Below are 16,191 nucleotides of genomic sequence, written 5' to 3'. Positions count from 1 at the left end.
GGTCGTCTCAAAGCTGCGCCAGCTGCGGCTCGAGCGCCGCCAGGCTCTCCAGCGAGTTGGCGGCGGCAAAATGGTCGATATGGGGCTGCGCCGCCTGCATGGCTGCGGTGACGGGCGCGTAGTCGCGCCAGCCAAGCAGCGGATTAAGCCAGACGAGGCGGCGGATATGGCGCTTCAGCCGCGCCAGTTCGGTTGCGAGTTCCTCGGGCGAGCCGGTGTCGTATCCGTCGCTCAGGATGATGGCGACAGTGCGTGAATTGGTGAGCCGGCGCGCATAGGACCGGTTGAACTTGGCAAGGCTCTCGCCCAGTTTCGTGCCGCCGCCGAACCCTTCGGCCATCAGTGCCAGCCGGGTCATGGCGCGGGCCGAATTGCGGTCGCGCACGGCGTCCGTCACGCGGATGAGGCGGGTGTGGAAGACGAAGGCGTCCGATTGCATCCACGAACACACCAGTCCCTTGACGAATTGCAAGAAGAAGCGGCTGTAGTGCTTCATCGAGCCGGAGACGTCGAGAAAGATGATGATATGCACCGGGCGGTCGGGTGTCGTTCGCCTGAACAGCTCGATGGGTTCGCCGCCGCGCGGCAGGGCACGGCGAATGGTGCGGCGCAGGTCGATGCGCCTGCCGCGACGCGCCGCCCTGTGGCGCCTGGAAAGACGGTACCGCATCGCCTGAGCCAGCCGCAGGGCAAGCGCCTCCGCGGCCCGCATCTCCTCCGGATCGACAATGTGCTTGAGGTCGGTCTTCCGGTCGACCGAATGCCTGGCGGCAATCAGGCGGCCCGTCGCCTCGCCGGCGCGTTCGCCGGCGCCGTCGCTCTCGATCTGCGGGGCTTCGGTGCCGGCATGCGTGTCGGCCAGATGGTCCTGCCACACCGGCGCGTGGCGCAACGGGTTTTTGACATGCGGCGAGGTGGTGCGCTGCAGGTGGGTGCGGACCCGTCCCGTCGCAAGCCAGTAGGCTTCGAACAACTCATCGAAACGCAGCCATTCCTCCTTGTTGCCGGTCAGAAGGATCTTCAGCTCCTGGCGGATTTTGGACAGCGGCGGAAGCGGCCGCTCGGCGAGAAAGGCCGCGATGCGGCCGCTTTCCTCGGTCCCGACCGTGAAGCCGTTGGCGCGCAGGTGATCGATGAAACCGACGATACGGTCGGTCAGTGTCGCGCGCGCGGTCACTGTTACGCCCCCGGTCACTGTTGCGCCCCCGGCCATCAGGCGGCCTTTCCGGCCAGCCGCGAAACCAGTTCGCGGGGGACCGATTTCAGGTCGGACTCGGTCTTCAACAGGCAGATCATCGTCTGCGTGACCTTGTCGATGTCGTCGCCGAGCGCATTGAGACCGAGGCCGCTGAGTGCCGCCGCCCAGTCCAGCGTCTCGGCGATGCCGGGCTTCTTCTCGAGGTCTTCCTTGCGAAGCTGCTGGACGAAGCCGATGATTGAATCGGCGAGCTTCTCCTCGAGGTCCGGCATGCGCGCCTTCAGGATGGCAAGTTCCCGCGCGTGATCGGGGAATTCGACATAGGAGTAAAGGCAGCGGCGTCGCAGCGCGTCGGAAAGTTCGCGCGTGCCGTTCGAGGTCAGGATGACATAGGGCCGGCTGGTCGCCGCGATGGTGCCGAGTTCGGGGATCGTCACCTGGAAGTCCGAGAGGATCTCCAGCAGATAGGCCTCGAACTCCTCGTCGGCGCGGTCGATCTCGTCAATCAGCAGAACGGGGCTCCGATCCTGGCTGATCGCTTCCAGCAGGGGCCGGCGCAGAAGAAAATCCTCGGAGAAGATCTGCTTCTCGATCGCCTCTGCAGAAATGTTGTCGTGTTCGCGCGCCCGGATCGCCAGGAGCTGCTTCTGGTAATTCCACTCGTAGATCGTCGCCGTCGCGTCGAGGCCCTCGTAGCACTGCAGGCGGATCAGCCGCGTGTCGAGCGCCGCCGCGAGGGCCTTTGCCGTCTCGGTCTTGCCGACCCCGGCCTCGCCCTCGAGCAGGAGCGGACGCTGAAGGGTGAGCGTCAGTTGCAGGGCGGTCGCCAACGCATCGTCGGCGACATAGCCGGCGGCCAGCAATTTGGGGCCGATATCGTTTTGCTTATTCATAAACAGCCGAAGCCTATTGGTTCATAAGTGTCGCCGCGCCGCCGGAATTCAATGGCGGCGCGGGTCATGCCTCAACCGGTCAGCCCGAGGCTTTGGGCCGTCTTCCAGACGCGCCAGTGATCGTGCGGCATCTGCGTGTGGGTCAGGCCCTTGTGGGCGAAGGCGTCGTTGACGGCGTTGGAGAAGGCCGGAACGCCGCCGACATTGGGGCTTTCGCCGACACCCTTGGCACCGATCGGGTGATGCGGGCTGGGCGTCGTCGTGTGGTCGGTCTCCCACATCGGCGTCTCGACGGCGGTCGGCAGGAAGAAGTCCATCAAGCTGCCGCCCTGAACGTTGCCGATCTCGTCATAGGAGATGTCCTGTCCCATGGCGATCGCCAGCGCCTCGGTCAGGCCGCCATGGACCTGGCCCTCGATGATCATCGGGTTGATGCGGGTGCCGCAATCGTCGAGCGCGTAGAAGCTGCGAACGTCTGTGACACCGGTGTCGACATCGACATCGACGACGCAGATATAGGCGCCGAACGGATAGGTCATGTTGGGCGGATCGTAGTAGGACACCGCCTCGAGACCGGGTTCCAGCCCGGGGATCGCCTGGTTGTAGGACGCAAAGGCGATTTCCTTCATCGTCTTGTGCGCCTCGGGGTTGCCTTTGACCTGGAAGCGGTCGATATCCCATTCGAGATCGTCCTCGTGCACTTCCAGAAGATAGGCGGCGATCATCTGCGCCTTGGCGCGGATCTTGCGGCCGGCCATGGCCGTCGCGGCGCCGGCCACCGGGGTCGAGCGCGATCCGTAAGTGCCGAGGCCGTAGGGCGCGGTGTCGGTGTCGCCTTCCTCGAGCGTGATGTCCTCGGCGGGGATGCCGATTTCGCTGGCGAGGATCTGCGCGAAGGTCGTCGCATGGCCCTGGCCCTGGCTGATGGTGCCGAGGCGGGCGATAGCCGATCCGGTCGGGTGGATGCGGATCTCGCAGCTGTCGAACATGCCGAGCCCGAGGATGTCGCAGTTCTTAACCGGCCCGGCGCCGACTATTTCGGTGAAGTGGGCCACCCCAATCCCCATCAGCTTGCGGGTCTCGCCGCGGTCGAACGCGGCGCGGTTCTGCGCCTGTTCGTCGCGAAGGGCCTGGTAGCTGACGCTGTCCATCGCCTTCTGCATCGCGGTGTGGTAGTCGCCGCTGTCATATTCCCAGCCGAGCGCCGATGCGTAGGGAAACTGCTCCTTGCCGATGAAGTTCTTCATCCGCAGTTCGACCGGGTCCATCTTCAGCTTGAGCGCGAGGATGTCGATCATGCGCTCGATCATGTAGGCGGCTTCCGTGACGCGGAACGAGCAGCGATAGGCAACGCCGCCCGGCGCCTTGTTGGTGTAGACGCCGTCGACGCCGACATAGGCGACGGGAATGTCGTATGAACCGGTGCAGATGTGGAAGAAGCCCGCCGGGAACTTGGTCGGATCGGCGCAGGCGTCGAAAGCGCCGTGATCGGCAAGGACGTGGCAGTGCAGGCCGGTGATCTTGCCGTCGCTGGTCGCCGCCAGCTTACCGGTCATGTGGTAGTCGCGGGCAAAGGCGGTGGCCGTCAGGTTCTCGATGCGGTCCTCGACCCATTTGATCGGGACGCCGGTCACGATCGAGGCGACCGCCGAGCAGATGTAACCCGGATAGACGCCGACCTTGTTGCCGAATCCGCCGCCGATATCCGGCGAGATGACCCGGATATTGTGCTCCGGGATATTGGTGATCAGCGAGGCGACGGTGCGCACCGCGTGCGGCGCCTGGAAGGTGCCCCACAGGGTCAGCTTGCCGTTGATCTTGTCCATCGAAGCAACGCAGCCGCAGGTCTCGAGCGGGCAGGGATGAACACGCTGGTAGGTGATCAGTTCCTCGACCGTCACTTCGGCGTCGGCGAGCGCCTGGCTGGCGCCGGCCTCGTCACCCTCTTCCCAGTGGAAGATGTGGTTGTGATGCTTGCGCGGGCCGTGCGCGCCTTCCATCTTGTCCTTGATGTCTTCGCGCAGCAGCGGCGCGTCGGCATCCATCGCCTTGAAGGCGTCGGTGAGGGCGGGAAGTTCCTCATAGTCCACCTCGACCAGCTCAGTCGCGTCGGCGGCGATGTAGCGGTCCTCGGCCACGACAAAGGCGACCTCCTGGTTCTGGAACAGCACCTTCTCGTCGGCAAGCACCGCCTGGACGTCGCCCGCCAGCGTCGGCATGTAGTGCAGGTTCAGCGGCTTGAGGTCCTCCGCGGTCAGAACCGCGACAACGCCGGGAAGGGCGAGCGCCGCGTCCTTGTTGATGGATTTGATGCGGGCGTGGCCGTAGGGCGAGCGGACGAAGTCGCCGAACAGCATGCCGGGCAGCTTGATATCGTCGACATAGTTGCCCTTGCCTTGCGTGAAGCGGGCGTCCTCGACGCGCTTGCGGGAGGATCCGAGGCCCTGGAGTTTCTCGACGCGCTCTTCGGCGCTGGGGGGTGTCTGGACGTTCATTCTGCTGCCTCCTTGACCGAAAGCTCCTCGGCGGCGGCCTGGATGGCCTTGACGATGTTCTGGTAGCCGGTGCAACGGCACAGGTTGCCGCTGATGCCGAAGCGGATCTCCTCTTCGGTCGGGTTCGGGTTCTCCTGCAGCAGCCGCCAGGCGCGGGTGATCATGCCCGGCGTACAGAAGCCGCACTGCAGTCCGTGATGCTGGCGGAACGCCTCCTGGACGGCGTGCAACGTGCCGTCGGGTTGGGCGATCCCCTCGATCGTGGTGACGTCCGCTCCTTCGACCTGGCCGACGAAGACGGTGCATGACTTGACGGATTTGCCGTCGATATCGACCGTGCAGGCGCCGCAGTGGCTGGTGTCGCAGCCGATATGCGGGCCGGTCAGGTCAAGCTCTTCGCGCAGGAAGTGGATGAGCAGGGTGCGCGGTTCGGCGAGTGCTTCCACCGCCTTGCCGTTGACGGTCATCTTTACGTGTGTCTTTGACATGGAATTCTCCGAAAATCCGGGCGCCGCTCAGGCAGCTCTCTCGTGGGCCGCCTCGATGGCGCGTTTGACCATGATGCCGGCGACATGGGTGCGGTATTCGGACGGGCCGCGCCCGTCGGAGGCCGGATCGGTGATGGCGCGCGCGGCATCCACCGCTGCCGTAACCGCGGCGGCGCCCAGGTCGGTGCCGACCAGTGCGTCAGACGCCGCCTGTGCCCAGAGCGGCGTGTCGGCCACGTTGGTGAGCGCGATGGAGGCGGCAGTGCAGTTGCCGTTAGACACGGACAGGATGACAGCGGCGGCGGCGGTGGCGTAGTCGCCGATCTTGCGCTTCTGCTTCTGGTAGCTGTAGCCGTGACCCTGCGCCGGCACGGGTATGCGGATGGAGGTCAGGATCTCGGATTCGTCGCGGGCGGTGAAATAGGCGGCCTCGTAGAAGTCGCGTGCCTTTACGGTGCGCTCGCCGCCGCCGCCGTGCAGCAGGTATTCTGCATCGAGCGCCTGCATGACGGCCGGCATGTCGTTGCCCGGATCGCCGTTGGCGACATTGCCGCCGATGGTTCCGACATTGCGGATTTGCGGATCGGCGATCTGCAGAGACGTCTCGCGCAGGATCGGGCATGCATCCGCCAGAGCAGCTGAGGAGATCAGGGCAGCCTGTGTTACCGCGGCGCCGATTTCGATGGTGCCGCCCGCCACATTGATGCCGGTGAGCTCGCCGATGTCCTGGATGTCGATGAGATGCTCCGGTGTCGCCATCCTGAGCTTCATCATCGGAATTAGGCTGTGTCCGCCGGCGAGGATGAATGCATCACCCGCATGGTCGGCCAAGAGGCCGACCGCTTCATTGAGCGTGCGCGGCCGGTGGTAATCGAATGATCCGGGTATCATGAAGTTCCTCCCAAAACTGATGCGCCCATCTTGGACGCGTCAGCCCGGGAGAAAGAATTGCCGCTTCACCAATGAGCGGCATTTTGCACAAACGGTCCTTATTTTGCACGAACGGCAGCCGCAATCAGACGCCGAGCAGGTTGCGCAGGTCCTTGGCGCGCGACCGGCTGACCGGAACTTCCAGCTCAGCGGCCTTGCCGACATAGCAGAACATCTGGTCGCCCACCTTCTTGAGCCCGTTGATGTGGGCCGGGTTGACCAGGTAGCGGCGGTGGGTCTTCAGGAAGCGGTCGGCAAGCTGGCTCTTCTCGACCTTCGACAGCGACCAAGGGCAGAAAAGCGCATCTTCGTCCGTGCGTATCTTGGTGTAGTGACCGTCGCTCTCGATCGCCAGAATGCGGTCGGTGTTCATGAAGCGGACGGTTCCTTCCTTCTCATAAGGAATGCTGTTCTTGACGGGCGGGATCATCTTTCCCGCGCGGCTCAGCGAGACATTGGGTGCGCGCGCAGCCTGCCGGGTGCCGGCCGATGCAGTTTCCTTTACCGCTTCCTGCGGTGAGTCGGCCTCTTCGGCGGTTTCTTCCATGGGAACCGCCAGCAGCAGGAACAGGCCGCAGATGACAAACGCGCTGAGGCTCACGGAAATCGCCAGGATCTGCGGATCGAGTGCCGGGATCGGTTCGGCGACGAAGTCAACGGCCTGGGCAAAACTCGTATTGAGCATCGCCGCGTAATGCATGGCGGAGATCGACAGGCCGAGCACAACGGCGCCTATGGCGGTGCGCAGGAGCGAGCGGTTGGAATAGGCCAGCCACATGGCCAGCGTCGAGGCGGCGATGGCGATCAGCACCGACAGCACGATGCCGGCGGGACGGTAGCTGACGACACAGTTCGCGGATATGGCTGCCATGCCGGTGTAGTGCATGGAGGCTATGCCGATGCCGGTCAGCGTCCCGGACAGCAGGATGCGGAGATTGGTGCGCTCGCCGAAGTGCAGCAGAAGCAGGCCGCAACCGGTGATCAGTATGGCGATGAGCGCCGAACTCAGGGTCAGCAAGGGGTCGTATGAAACAATGAAGGGCAGCGTGACGGCCAGCATGCCGATGAAGTGCATGGACCAGATACCGCCGCCGAGCGCGACGGAGGCCTGCGCGATACGCACCTTGCGGCGCGGCACCGGAAGATTGCGCAGCCCGTTCGTGAGGCGCAGGCAGGTAAAAGCAGCCATGACGGCGACAAGCACGGACGCACCGACGAGAAATGGAGAGTAGTGCACCTCCAGCATTATTGGATTTTCTTCCTCCCGGTTGCACGTCCTTTCGCGCCGGGCGCCGGCTGCGTTCGTCCGCTGTCGTTCTCGTCCTTGCGGCTGAATTCGCGGACGCCACCGCGATTCTGCAGGTCGGTTCCCGGCACCGCTTCATCGAGAAATCACGGGCAGCCCATTCTTAGAGCGGCTCCAAAGTGGAGATTATCAACAGACGCGTGCCAAGGGCAATAGAGCCGCGGGCGGATTCGATTGTGCCGATTTCCACTCGCCAAAAACGCGAATTTTTTTCATGTTTTCACAAAGTTTTTTTCGGATCGTTAAGCAAGACTCTCGAAATTCGGCGCGCCGGAAAGGGATATTTGCCCCGTTTTAAGCGCGGCTTCCAGAAATAAAATGTTATTTTACAAAGGGTTACGGATAGCGATTTGCGGAGGCCGATGATCGGCCGCGCATCAACACATTATAAGATGCGTATATGCAATTAAAACCGTGGTTTTGTAGCGGTCATAGCCGGTACCTGTTAGAAATAGGCGCGGAACATTCGGGGGGCGAATGCCATCTAATCAGGATCAGAAAACCAATCCGTTGCTCGTGCCTGGGCGCAGATTGCCCAAGCAGCAGCGCTCGAGGGAAACGGTGCGGCAGATACTCGGGGCGACGGTCGAGATGCTGGAGGTTGAGGGATTCTCCGGCATAACCATGCAAAAAATCGCCGACCGCGCCGGCATCAACGTGGCCGCCGTCTACAGCTACTTTCCGAACAAGCACCAGGTGATCGCCGAGATCAGCCGCCGCCAGGTCGCGGAGAGGGACGAAATCCGTCGTCAGAAGCTGCAGGAACTGCTGCAGATGGATGGCGACTGGGTGGAGAATTTCGTCGAATCCCTGCGGGACCTTGCCCGCCTGAGGACCAAGCAGCGCGGCGCCGCAGTCGTCAACAGCGCTTTGCGCTCAACACCGCATCTCACCGGACTCGGACAGGAGGCGCTGGAAACGGTTGCCGACAGGCTGGAAGAATTTTTCCAGCAGACGGATCCCGGCTACAAGGGCGACCAGCGGTTGCGGGCACGCATCATCGCGGAGTGTGTGAGTGCAACATTCGACCTGATCGAGATCACGGACAAATACAAGTCCGACCAGATTCTCGAAGAGATGATCAAGATGATCCGCGGATATCTGAAAAATCCGTGACGGCCTTGAAGTCGACCGACTGACGTTGCCATCTGTCGCAATCGCTATCGTGCCCGTTCTTCAAGGAGTGCCGCCTCATGATCCTGCCTGCCGTCTCCGTTCTCCTGCTGCTTGCGCTGGCAAGCGCGCTGTTCGCTCGGCGATTGCTGTCTGCGTTGCTGGTTTTACCCGCACTGGCCCTGCTGGTGCTTGCCGGTACCAGGCCGGTACCGCAGATCGTCCTGGACGGCCTGCGGGCGCCCTATGTAGACCAGTCAGCGCCGGAATGGGCGGCTTCCAACGCCATCATTCTTTTGGGAGCGGATGTTGTCGTCACGGATGGTCGTGAACGCCCCGGCCTTATCGCCTATGGCCGCATTGCCGGCGCGGCCGAGGCCTACCGCTCCTGCAAATCCGCGCAACGGTCCTGCAAAATCGTCGCGAGCGGCGGCGATCCGAGAGTTGCCGGCGTGGCTGAGGCCGACATATACGCCGCCGCGCTCGCCGATCTCGGCGTTCCGTCATCGGATATCCTGACCGAAACCCGCAGCCGCAATACGTTCGAAAACGCCAGATACACGGGCGAACTGGTGAAGAACACGCCCTTCGACCGCTATTTCCTCGTCACTTCAGCCTTTCATATGCGCCGCAGCCTGCTCTATTTCGGGCATTTCGGTATCGATGCCCGGCCAATGGCGGTTTTCGTCCTGCAGCCAGTAAGGTCGCGCCTGCCGCTGGCCTACAATACCGCGTTGGCGGATATCGCCCTGCACGAATATATCGGCATTGCGCGCTACGACCTATACAATCTGATGGGTTGGAACCCGCCGCCAGCTCAAAACACCTGACCCTGTTGGGCTCTGGAGCGTGTCTGGCTAGCCGGCGGGCAGCGTGCCTTCCAGCTTGCTGATAATACCGAGCATGATCTCGTCGGCGCCGCCGCCGATCGAGGCGATCCGTCCGTCCCGGTAGGCGCGGCTGATCGGATTGTCGGCGGTAAAGCCCATGCCGCCCCAGTACTGCAGGCAGGAATCGGCCACTTCGCGGTAGAGCCTGCCGCTTTTCAGCTTTGCCATGGAGGCGGTCTTGGTGACGTCCTTGCCGCCAACATATTCGTCTACCGCGCGCCAGGTCAGCGCGCGCAGCGCCTCGACCTCGGTGCGCAGCTCGGCCAGCCGGAAATGCACGACCTGGTTGTCGAGGATCGGCCGGCCAAAGGTCCGCCGCTCGCGGGTGTATTCGATCGTCAGGTCGATCAGCCGGTCCAGCGCCAGCAGGCTGGACGCGGCGACCCAAAGCCGCTCCTCCTGAAACTGCATCATCTGCATAGTGAATCCCATGCCCTCCTGGCCGATAAGGTTGCGCCTGGGAACACGGACATTGTCGAAGAAGAGCTGCGCCGTATCCGAAGCGTGCATGCCGATCTTGTGGATTTTCTGGCGCTCGACGCCCTTGGCGTTTAGGGGCACGATGATCAGCGACTTGTTCTTGTGCACGGCGCCTTCGCCGGTGTTCGCCAGGAGACAGCACCAGTCGGCCTGCAGGCCGTTGGTGATCCACATTTTCGAGCCGTTTATCACGTAGTCGCCGCCGTCGACCGTCGCCGTTGTGCGGATGGCGGCGACATCGGAGCCGCCGCCGGCCTCGGAGACGCCGATGCAACCGACCATCTCGCCGGCGATGGAGGGCGTCAGCCATTCCTGTTTCAACTCGTCCGTGCCGAAGCGGTTGAGCGCCGGCGTGCACATATCGGTCTGAACGCCGATGGCCATCGGCACGCCGCCGCAGTGAACATTGCCGAGCGCCTCGGCCATAACCATGGAATAGGAAAAATCGAGACCCAGTCCGCCGCAGTCGGGATCGTATTTTATGCCGAGCAGGCCGAGTGCACCGAGCTTGGCGAACACTTCATGGGCCGGGAACAGTTCCGCCTCCTCCCATTCGTCGACATATGGATTGATCTCCGTTTCGACGAACCTGGTGACCGTGTTGCGCAGTTGCTCATGTTCCTCGGTAAGCTGCATTTGTTTCCTCCTCGCTGCCGAACCCGGCCAATTCGCGCCTGATTGTGCCGGCCCGACGGGAACCGGCTGGACGATCATTTCATTAAGTGACGTATACGTCAATCAATTCGACCATGCGAAAACTCGTTGCAGTGAAGTGCGGCTATGCGTATACCATTGAAGCACCCACATCAGAGCCAAGGAGTATGGACATGAGTGTTGCTGAAATTGCGGAATCGATGAAAGACCGTGTCGCCGAGGGGTCCTTCGACAGTGTCGTCAAATTCGATTGCGGCGATGACGGCGTACTGGTCATCGACAACCAGACCGTCAGCACGGAAGACCAGGAAGCCGATTGCACGATCAGCGTCAGCCTTGAGGACCTGCAGTCGATCATAGCCGGCGAACTCGATCCGACAGGCGCATTCATGCAAGGCAAACTCAAGGTCGACGGCGACATGAGCGTCGCCATGAAACTCGGGCAGGTTCTTTAGCCGGTGAGCCAGACCGGCCAGGAGCGGAATGCGGTCAAGGACGCCGGTTTGGCGCTGGAGCCGCGGCCGGCCGAGGAAGGCCGCGATCTTTTCGGCATCGCGGAACTCGCCGAAGAATTCGGCATCACCACACGCACCATCCGCTTCTATGAAAACAAGGATCTCATTCATCCGGCGCGGGTGAATGGGGCCCGTGTCTATACGCGGCGCGACAGGGCGCGGTTGGCGCTGATCCTGCGCGCCAAGGCCATCGGCTCGACCCTGGCGCAGATCAGGCATTTCCTCGATCTCTACGGCGAACACGGCGAGGGGCAGCGCTCGCAACTGGAATATGTGGTCAGCGAATCGGACAAGGCGATCGCGGAACTGCAACAGAAGAGGGCGATGATCGACGACACGCTCGGCGAACTCCGGGCGATCCGCAAAACCTGTATCGACTGCCTGAAGAAGCTCTGAGCGGATTGGCCGCATCCGCGGGTCTTTCACCCATTCCTCCCGTCGCTTAAGAAGCGGTTGAATTGGAGGGTGCATCCTGATGGCCGAATTCGTTGTCGCGTTCCTGGTGTTCATCGGCGCGCATGTGCTGCCGGCGCGCACCGGGCTGCGCGACCGCCTGATCGGCATCCTCGGCCGGCGTGCCTACCTGGTCCTCTACTCGGTGTTGTCGCTGGCGCTGCTTGCGTGGCTGATCGCCGCCGCGGCGCGGGCTCCGCACATCGCGCTCTGGCAGACCACCCGAATGTCCGTCATTTTGGCGCTCATTCTGACGGCAATTGCGGCGGTGCTTCTGTCCTGCGGCGCGACGCGCCCCAGCCCGGTCTCCATATCGCTGCGCGGCGGGACTGCCGATCCGCAACATCCGGGCATCCTGGCGCTGACGCGCCATCCCGTCCTTTGGGCGCTCTTTCTCTGGTCCGTGGCTCACTGCATCGCCAATGGCGATGCGGTCGGGGTCGTCATGTTCGGAAGTTTCGCGGCGTTTTGCGTCACCAGCCGGCCGGTGCTCGAAAGGCGCGCCCGCTCGCGCCTGTCCGCAGACGATTACGCCGCAGCAATCTCGGTGACTTCCGGATCGATCGGTGACAGGCTCCGCAGAGCGCTCTCACCGCGGCTTGCGGTCGAAGCGGCATGTGGCCTGGCGCTCTATGCGCTGATGCTGGCGTTTCACGGCGACCTGATCGGTGTCGACCCGCTGGCCTATTTCTGACCCGGGGGTCAGGACGTACCGGCCGCCCTGTGCAAATCGTCCAGCCCGAGGCGGCTGCCAATGTTGAAGCGCGCCGCCGACAGATCGGCGATCGAATAGGTTGCCAGAACGCCCAGAAAGGCGTTCAGCGCCTCGCGCCATGCCGAGTTCAGCGCACAGCTGTCGACCAGCGGGCATTCGGCGGCATCGTTCTCGAAGCACTCCGCCATCGCGAAGCTGTCTTCGGTGACGCGGATCACGTCGAACAGGCTGATCTTGTCCGCCGCGCGGCCGAGCCGGATACCGCCATTGCGGCCGCGTACGGTCTCGATGATACCGGCCTTGACGAGCGGCTTGAGGATCTTGAACAGGAAGAGCTCGGAGACGCCGTAGGCCTTCGCGATGTCCGGCACCCGGCTCAAGTCGTTGGGATCGGCGGCGCAGTACATCAGCATTCGAACGGCGTAGTTGGTCTGCTTGGTTACCCGCATTCTTGCTCCGTGGCACGCTGTGCCTTGTTCTGATTGAGATTAGAATCGTTCTATTTAACGGGACTGTTTTTGTCAAGTTTATCCCGTTGCGCAACAACGGGACCGGAGGCCGTCAGCGATGGCGCCGTCTTCGAAATTATCGCGCAAAATCATCGTCTTATTAGAATGATTACAATGTAGGCAAAAAATTGAAATTTTTACTCATCTTTAGTTGCGTTCCGGTTTCAAAATGGAGTATCTGGGTCATGTTATCGGATTTTCTCAGGCACAAGGGAACCATCATGCACGTCAAATCAATCCAAGCAGCCGGATTGAGCGCCCTGATTGCGGCGTCGGTCGGAACGACGGCGCTTGCGGCGGAAGTCAACATCTACTCCTACCGTCAACCGGACCTCATCGCTCCGCTGCTCGAGGCCTTCACGGAGGAAACGGGCGTCAAAACCAATGTCCTGTTTCTCAACAAGGGCCTTGTGGAACGCATGAAGGCCGAAGGCGAGAATTCGCCCGCCGACCTGATCTTCACGGTCGACATCGGTCGGCTGAGCAATGCCAAGAACGAGGGCGTCACGCAGCCGGTCGACAATGCCGCCATCAAGGATGCGATCCCGGAGAATTTCCGCGATCCGGAAGGTCACTGGTACGGCCTGACGACCCGCGGCCGCGTCGTCTACGCCTCCAGGGACCGCGTTCCGCAGGATACAATCACTTATGAAGAACTGGCGGACCCCAAGTGGAAGGGCAAGATCTGCATCCGCAGCGGACAGCACGCCTACAATGTCGCGCTTATCGCCTCAATGATCGCTCACAACGGTGAGGAAGAAACGGAAAAGTGGCTGGCCGGCGTCAAGGACAACCTTGCCCGCAAGCCGAACGGCAATGACCGCGCCCAGGCCAAGGGCATCTTTGCCGGCGAATGCGATATCGGCATCGGCAACACCTATTATGTCGGCCTGATGCAGAACAACGAGAAAGAGCCGGAACAGAAGGACTGGGCCAAATCCATCAAGGTGCTGTTCCCCAATTCCGGCGACCGCGGCACCCATGTCAACATTTCCGGCATGGCGCTGGCCAAGCATTCGCCGAACAAGGACGACGCAATCAAGCTGATGGAATTCCTCGCCAGCCCGAAAGGCCAGGAACTCTATGCCGAACGGGTCTACGAATACCCGGTCGATCCGAATGCAGAGGCTTCGGAAACCGTGAAGGGTTTCGGCGAAATCAACCCGGACTCGCTGCCGCTGGCCGATATTGCCAAGAACCGTCCGAAGGCATCCGAGCTTGTCGACAAGGTCGGATTCAACAACTGATCGGACCGGCGAACCGACACATAAGCCACATGGGACGGGCGGCATTGGCTGCCCGTTTCCCTTTGGCGGCGGAGAGTGCCGGTTTGGGAGAACGCCGTGAGAAAACCCCGGTTCGCCTTGACGGTATCTTCTTTTGTTGCGATACGGTCGCCATGATCTTTATGTGCAACAAAAGCAAGCAGGTGAAACAGTTCCCCTCATAGGGGAGCCGAGATCATTGCGCGCATTTGCTAGTGGCCACTGAGGATCGAGTTGAACCCCGCCGGTTTGGACGGGGTTTTTTCGTTCTCGTCTCCGGCATTGGAGGAGATGAAGAACCATGGAAATCAATCAACCAGAGGTGCGGGGCTTGTGGCTGCCTCTCATTACACCGTTTCGCGACGGGCGGCTCGATGAGGCGTCATTGCGACGGCTTGTAAGGCACTATGCCGCTGAACAGGTTGACGGCCTCGTTCTTGGAGCGACAACCGGTGAGGGGTTGACGCTCGATGAAGACGAGTTGCAGCGCGTCGTTTCCGTCGCTTCGGCCGAAGTTGCCGAAAGCGGAAGGGCAATGCCGTTGTATCTTGGCCTTTCCGGCAGCGACACGCGCAAGGTCGTTGCGGCACTCGGACGGACCGCAACGTGGTCCGTCGACGGCTACCTGATCGCCTGTCCGTATTACACGCGCCCCTCTCAAGAAGGGCTGGTCCAGCATTTTTCAGCCCTGGCTGACAATACGGAAAGGCCAGTCCTGATTTACAACATTCCCTATCGCACGGGCGTCAATCTCGGCAACGATGCCATGCTGCGACTGGCCGAACGCTCCAATATTGTCGGGGTCAAGGATTGCTGCGCAGACCAGGAGCAGTCGCTCGATCTTTTGAGGCGTCGACCGTCCGGCTTCGCCGTCCTGACTGGTGAAGATGTCCAGTTCCACGACGCTCTGGCTCAAGGGGCCGACGGGGGTATCTTGATGTCCGCGCATGTCTCGACGGCCGCCTTTGCCGAAATACTCAACAGGATGATTGAGGGCGATCGCCAGGGCGCGCTGTCGGACTGGCGGCAGCTTAGCCCACTGCCGCAGCTCCTGTTCAAGGAGCCCAGCCCGGCGCCGGTCAAGCACTGGCTATGGCGCGCCGGATTGATCGACAGTCCGGAAGTTCGATTGCCGTTGATGCCCGTTACAGACGGATTGGCACGCGAAATCGAACGCGCGTATCCGCCACGCAACGGACAGTGATCTACCGGCCGATATGGGTCTTGCCGCGCCTTTGCGCCAGTTCGACCTGTTTTTGACGTTCGCGATAGCGCTGGCGGTCGGCATCGCTGCGCGTTTCGATGCAATAGGGGCAGGAGACGCCGTCCTCGAAGGCCGGGTCCCGGGCCTCCTGCGGCGTCAGCGGATGGCGGCAGGCGCGGCACAGGATGTGGTTGCCTTCCTTCAGCCCGTGAGTCACCGAAACGCGTTCGTCGAAGACGAAGCAGGCGCCGTCCCACAGACTTTCCTCCTCCGGCACTTCCTCGAGATATTTCAGGATGCCGCCCTTCAGGTGAAAGACGTCCTCGAAGCCCTCTGCCTTCATGAAGGCCGTGGCCTTCTCGCAGCGGATGCCGCCGGTGCAGTACATGGCGACCTTCGGCTTGTCGTGAAGGCCCGTCTGGCTGCGCACCCAGGCCGGAAACTCGCGGAACGTGCTGGTGTGCGGATCGATCGCGCCCCGGAAGGTCCCGATGGCGGTTTCGTAATCGTTGCGGGTGTCGATGACGATGGTGTCGGGATCGGAGATAAGCGCGTTCCAGTCCCCGGGTTCGACATAGGTCCCGACGCTCACCAGCGGATCGATGCCGTCGACACCCATCGTGACGATCTCTTTCTTGAGGCGCACCTTCATGCGGTGGAATGGCATTTCCGCGGCGCGGCTTTCCTTGTGTTCGAGCCCGGCAAACTCCGGAATGGACCGCAGGAACGACAGCACCGCCGCGATGCCCGCTTCGGTGCCGGCGATGGTTCCGTTGATGCCCTCATCGGCCAGGAGCAGCGTACCCTTGACCCCGTGATCGTCACAGGCCGCCTGTATCTGTTGCTGCAGCGCCACGAAACGGGGCAGCGGCGTGAAATGATAGAGGGCGGCAACAAGGAAGCCGCCTTTCGCCTTATCTTCTTTGTGGACGGGTTCTTTCATGGCTTCGCCATAGCGTGTCTTGCCCGGCCGCGCAATCGCACGCGAGGGCCGGAACCATGACCATCATATGTGGCGCGCGAATATTGCCGCCAGGGCGGTGGACAATGCGGACGCAGCGGGTTAATCGATTGAAAAACTCC

16 protein-coding genes are annotated in these 16,191 nt (G+C 62.1%); 7 read left to right on the top strand and 9 right to left on the bottom strand.

Annotated elements, in window-relative coordinates:
• Positions 1 to 7 precede the first annotated feature (7 nt).
• From E4M07_RS25210 to E4M07_RS25185, 6 genes are all read right to left on the bottom strand, one after another.
• On the bottom strand, positions 8 to 1,213 hold the full coding sequence (locus tag E4M07_RS25210) for a VWA domain-containing protein (RefSeq protein ID WP_136661190.1): 1,206 nt from the start codon (positions 1,211 to 1,213) through the stop codon (positions 8 to 10).
• On the bottom strand, positions 1,213 to 2,091 hold the full coding sequence (locus E4M07_RS25205) for a MoxR family ATPase (protein WP_136661189.1): 879 nt from the start codon (positions 2,089 to 2,091) through the stop codon (positions 1,213 to 1,215). The genes E4M07_RS25210 and E4M07_RS25205 overlap by 1 nt, the downstream gene beginning before the upstream one ends.
• A gap of 71 nt (positions 2,092 to 2,162) precedes the next feature.
• A complete protein-coding gene (locus E4M07_RS25200) occupies positions 2,163 to 4,586 on the bottom strand; it encodes an aerobic carbon-monoxide dehydrogenase large subunit (protein WP_136661188.1) in 2,424 nt (807 codons plus the stop codon).
• Positions 4,583 to 5,074 (bottom strand): (2Fe-2S)-binding protein, encoded by a 492-nt coding sequence (locus E4M07_RS25195; protein ID WP_136661187.1) that lies wholly within the window; start codon positions 5,072 to 5,074, stop codon positions 4,583 to 4,585. Before E4M07_RS25195 ends, E4M07_RS25200 begins: the two co-directional genes overlap by 4 nt.
• Positions 5,075 to 5,101: 27 nt before the next feature.
• Entirely contained in the window at positions 5,102 to 5,965 is an 864-nt protein-coding gene (locus tag E4M07_RS25190; protein ID WP_136661186.1) for a xanthine dehydrogenase family protein subunit M, read from the bottom strand.
• Positions 5,966 to 6,089: 124 nt separating this feature from the next.
• On the bottom strand, positions 6,090 to 7,250 hold the full coding sequence (locus tag E4M07_RS25185) for an MHYT domain-containing protein (protein WP_136661185.1): 1,161 nt from the start codon (positions 7,248 to 7,250) through the stop codon (positions 6,090 to 6,092).
• 537 nt (positions 7,251 to 7,787) lie between these two features.
• Between E4M07_RS25185 and E4M07_RS25180 the strand changes: the two genes are divergently transcribed.
• On the top strand, positions 7,788 to 8,426 hold the full coding sequence (locus tag E4M07_RS25180) for a TetR/AcrR family transcriptional regulator (RefSeq protein ID WP_136661184.1): 639 nt from the start codon (positions 7,788 to 7,790) through the stop codon (positions 8,424 to 8,426).
• Between the two features lie 77 nt (positions 8,427 to 8,503).
• Positions 8,504 to 9,253 carry a YdcF family protein gene (locus E4M07_RS25175; RefSeq protein ID WP_136661183.1) on the top strand — a complete coding sequence of 250 codons (750 nt, stop codon included), beginning with the start codon at positions 8,504 to 8,506 and terminating at the stop codon, positions 9,251 to 9,253.
• Positions 9,254 to 9,280: 27 nt separating this feature from the next.
• On the opposite strand, the gene E4M07_RS25170 is transcribed toward E4M07_RS25175, so the two are convergent.
• Positions 9,281 to 10,429 (bottom strand): acyl-CoA dehydrogenase family protein, encoded by a 1,149-nt coding sequence (locus tag E4M07_RS25170; RefSeq protein WP_136661182.1) that lies wholly within the window; start codon positions 10,427 to 10,429, stop codon positions 9,281 to 9,283.
• 191 nt (positions 10,430 to 10,620) lie between these two features.
• Here E4M07_RS25170 and E4M07_RS25165 point away from each other — a divergent pair, with 191 nt between their 5' ends.
• The 3 genes from E4M07_RS25165 to E4M07_RS25155 all read left to right on the top strand — a co-directional run bounded on the left by E4M07_RS25165 (position 10,621) and on the right by E4M07_RS25155 (position 12,109).
• Positions 10,621 to 10,902 carry an SCP2 sterol-binding domain-containing protein gene (locus E4M07_RS25165; protein ID WP_136661181.1) on the top strand — a complete coding sequence of 94 codons (282 nt, stop codon included), beginning with the start codon at positions 10,621 to 10,623 and terminating at the stop codon, positions 10,900 to 10,902.
• 3 nt (positions 10,903 to 10,905) lie between these two features.
• A complete protein-coding gene (locus tag E4M07_RS25160) occupies positions 10,906 to 11,358 on the top strand; it encodes a MerR family DNA-binding transcriptional regulator (RefSeq protein WP_136661180.1) in 453 nt (150 codons plus the stop codon).
• Positions 11,359 to 11,437: 79 nt separating this feature from the next.
• The gene (locus tag E4M07_RS25155; RefSeq protein WP_136661179.1) at positions 11,438 to 12,109 is read left to right on the top strand and encodes an NnrU family protein; all 672 of its coding nucleotides are present in this window, start codon (positions 11,438 to 11,440) and stop codon (positions 12,107 to 12,109) included.
• Between the two features lie 8 nt (positions 12,110 to 12,117).
• Here the strand turns inward: E4M07_RS25155 and rirA are convergent, their stop codons facing one another.
• Positions 12,118 to 12,579 (bottom strand): iron-responsive transcriptional regulator RirA, encoded by a 462-nt coding sequence (gene rirA, locus E4M07_RS25150; protein WP_136661178.1) that lies wholly within the window; start codon positions 12,577 to 12,579, stop codon positions 12,118 to 12,120.
• 281 nt (positions 12,580 to 12,860) lie between these two features.
• Between rirA and E4M07_RS25145 the strand changes: the two genes are divergently transcribed.
• Positions 12,861 to 13,886, top strand: a complete 1,026-nt coding sequence (locus tag E4M07_RS25145) for a Fe(3+) ABC transporter substrate-binding protein (RefSeq protein ID WP_136661177.1) — start codon at positions 12,861 to 12,863, stop codon at positions 13,884 to 13,886.
• Positions 13,887 to 14,205: 319 nt separating this feature from the next.
• Positions 14,206 to 15,108 (top strand): 4-hydroxy-tetrahydrodipicolinate synthase, encoded by a 903-nt coding sequence (gene dapA / locus E4M07_RS25140; RefSeq protein WP_136661176.1) that lies wholly within the window; start codon positions 14,206 to 14,208, stop codon positions 15,106 to 15,108.
• 1 nt (position 15,109) lies between these two features.
• Here the strand turns inward: dapA and E4M07_RS25135 are convergent, their stop codons facing one another.
• A complete protein-coding gene (locus E4M07_RS25135; protein WP_136661175.1) occupies positions 15,110 to 16,051 on the bottom strand; it encodes a rhodanese-related sulfurtransferase in 942 nt (313 codons plus the stop codon).
• Positions 16,052 to 16,191 lie beyond the last annotated feature (140 nt).

It is taken from the genome of Nitratireductor sp. XY-223 (genome assembly GCF_004959855.1).
Classification (GTDB): domain Bacteria; phylum Pseudomonadota; class Alphaproteobacteria; order Rhizobiales; family Rhizobiaceae; genus Hoeflea_A.
This window is presented reverse-complemented; position numbering and strand designations above follow the sequence as displayed.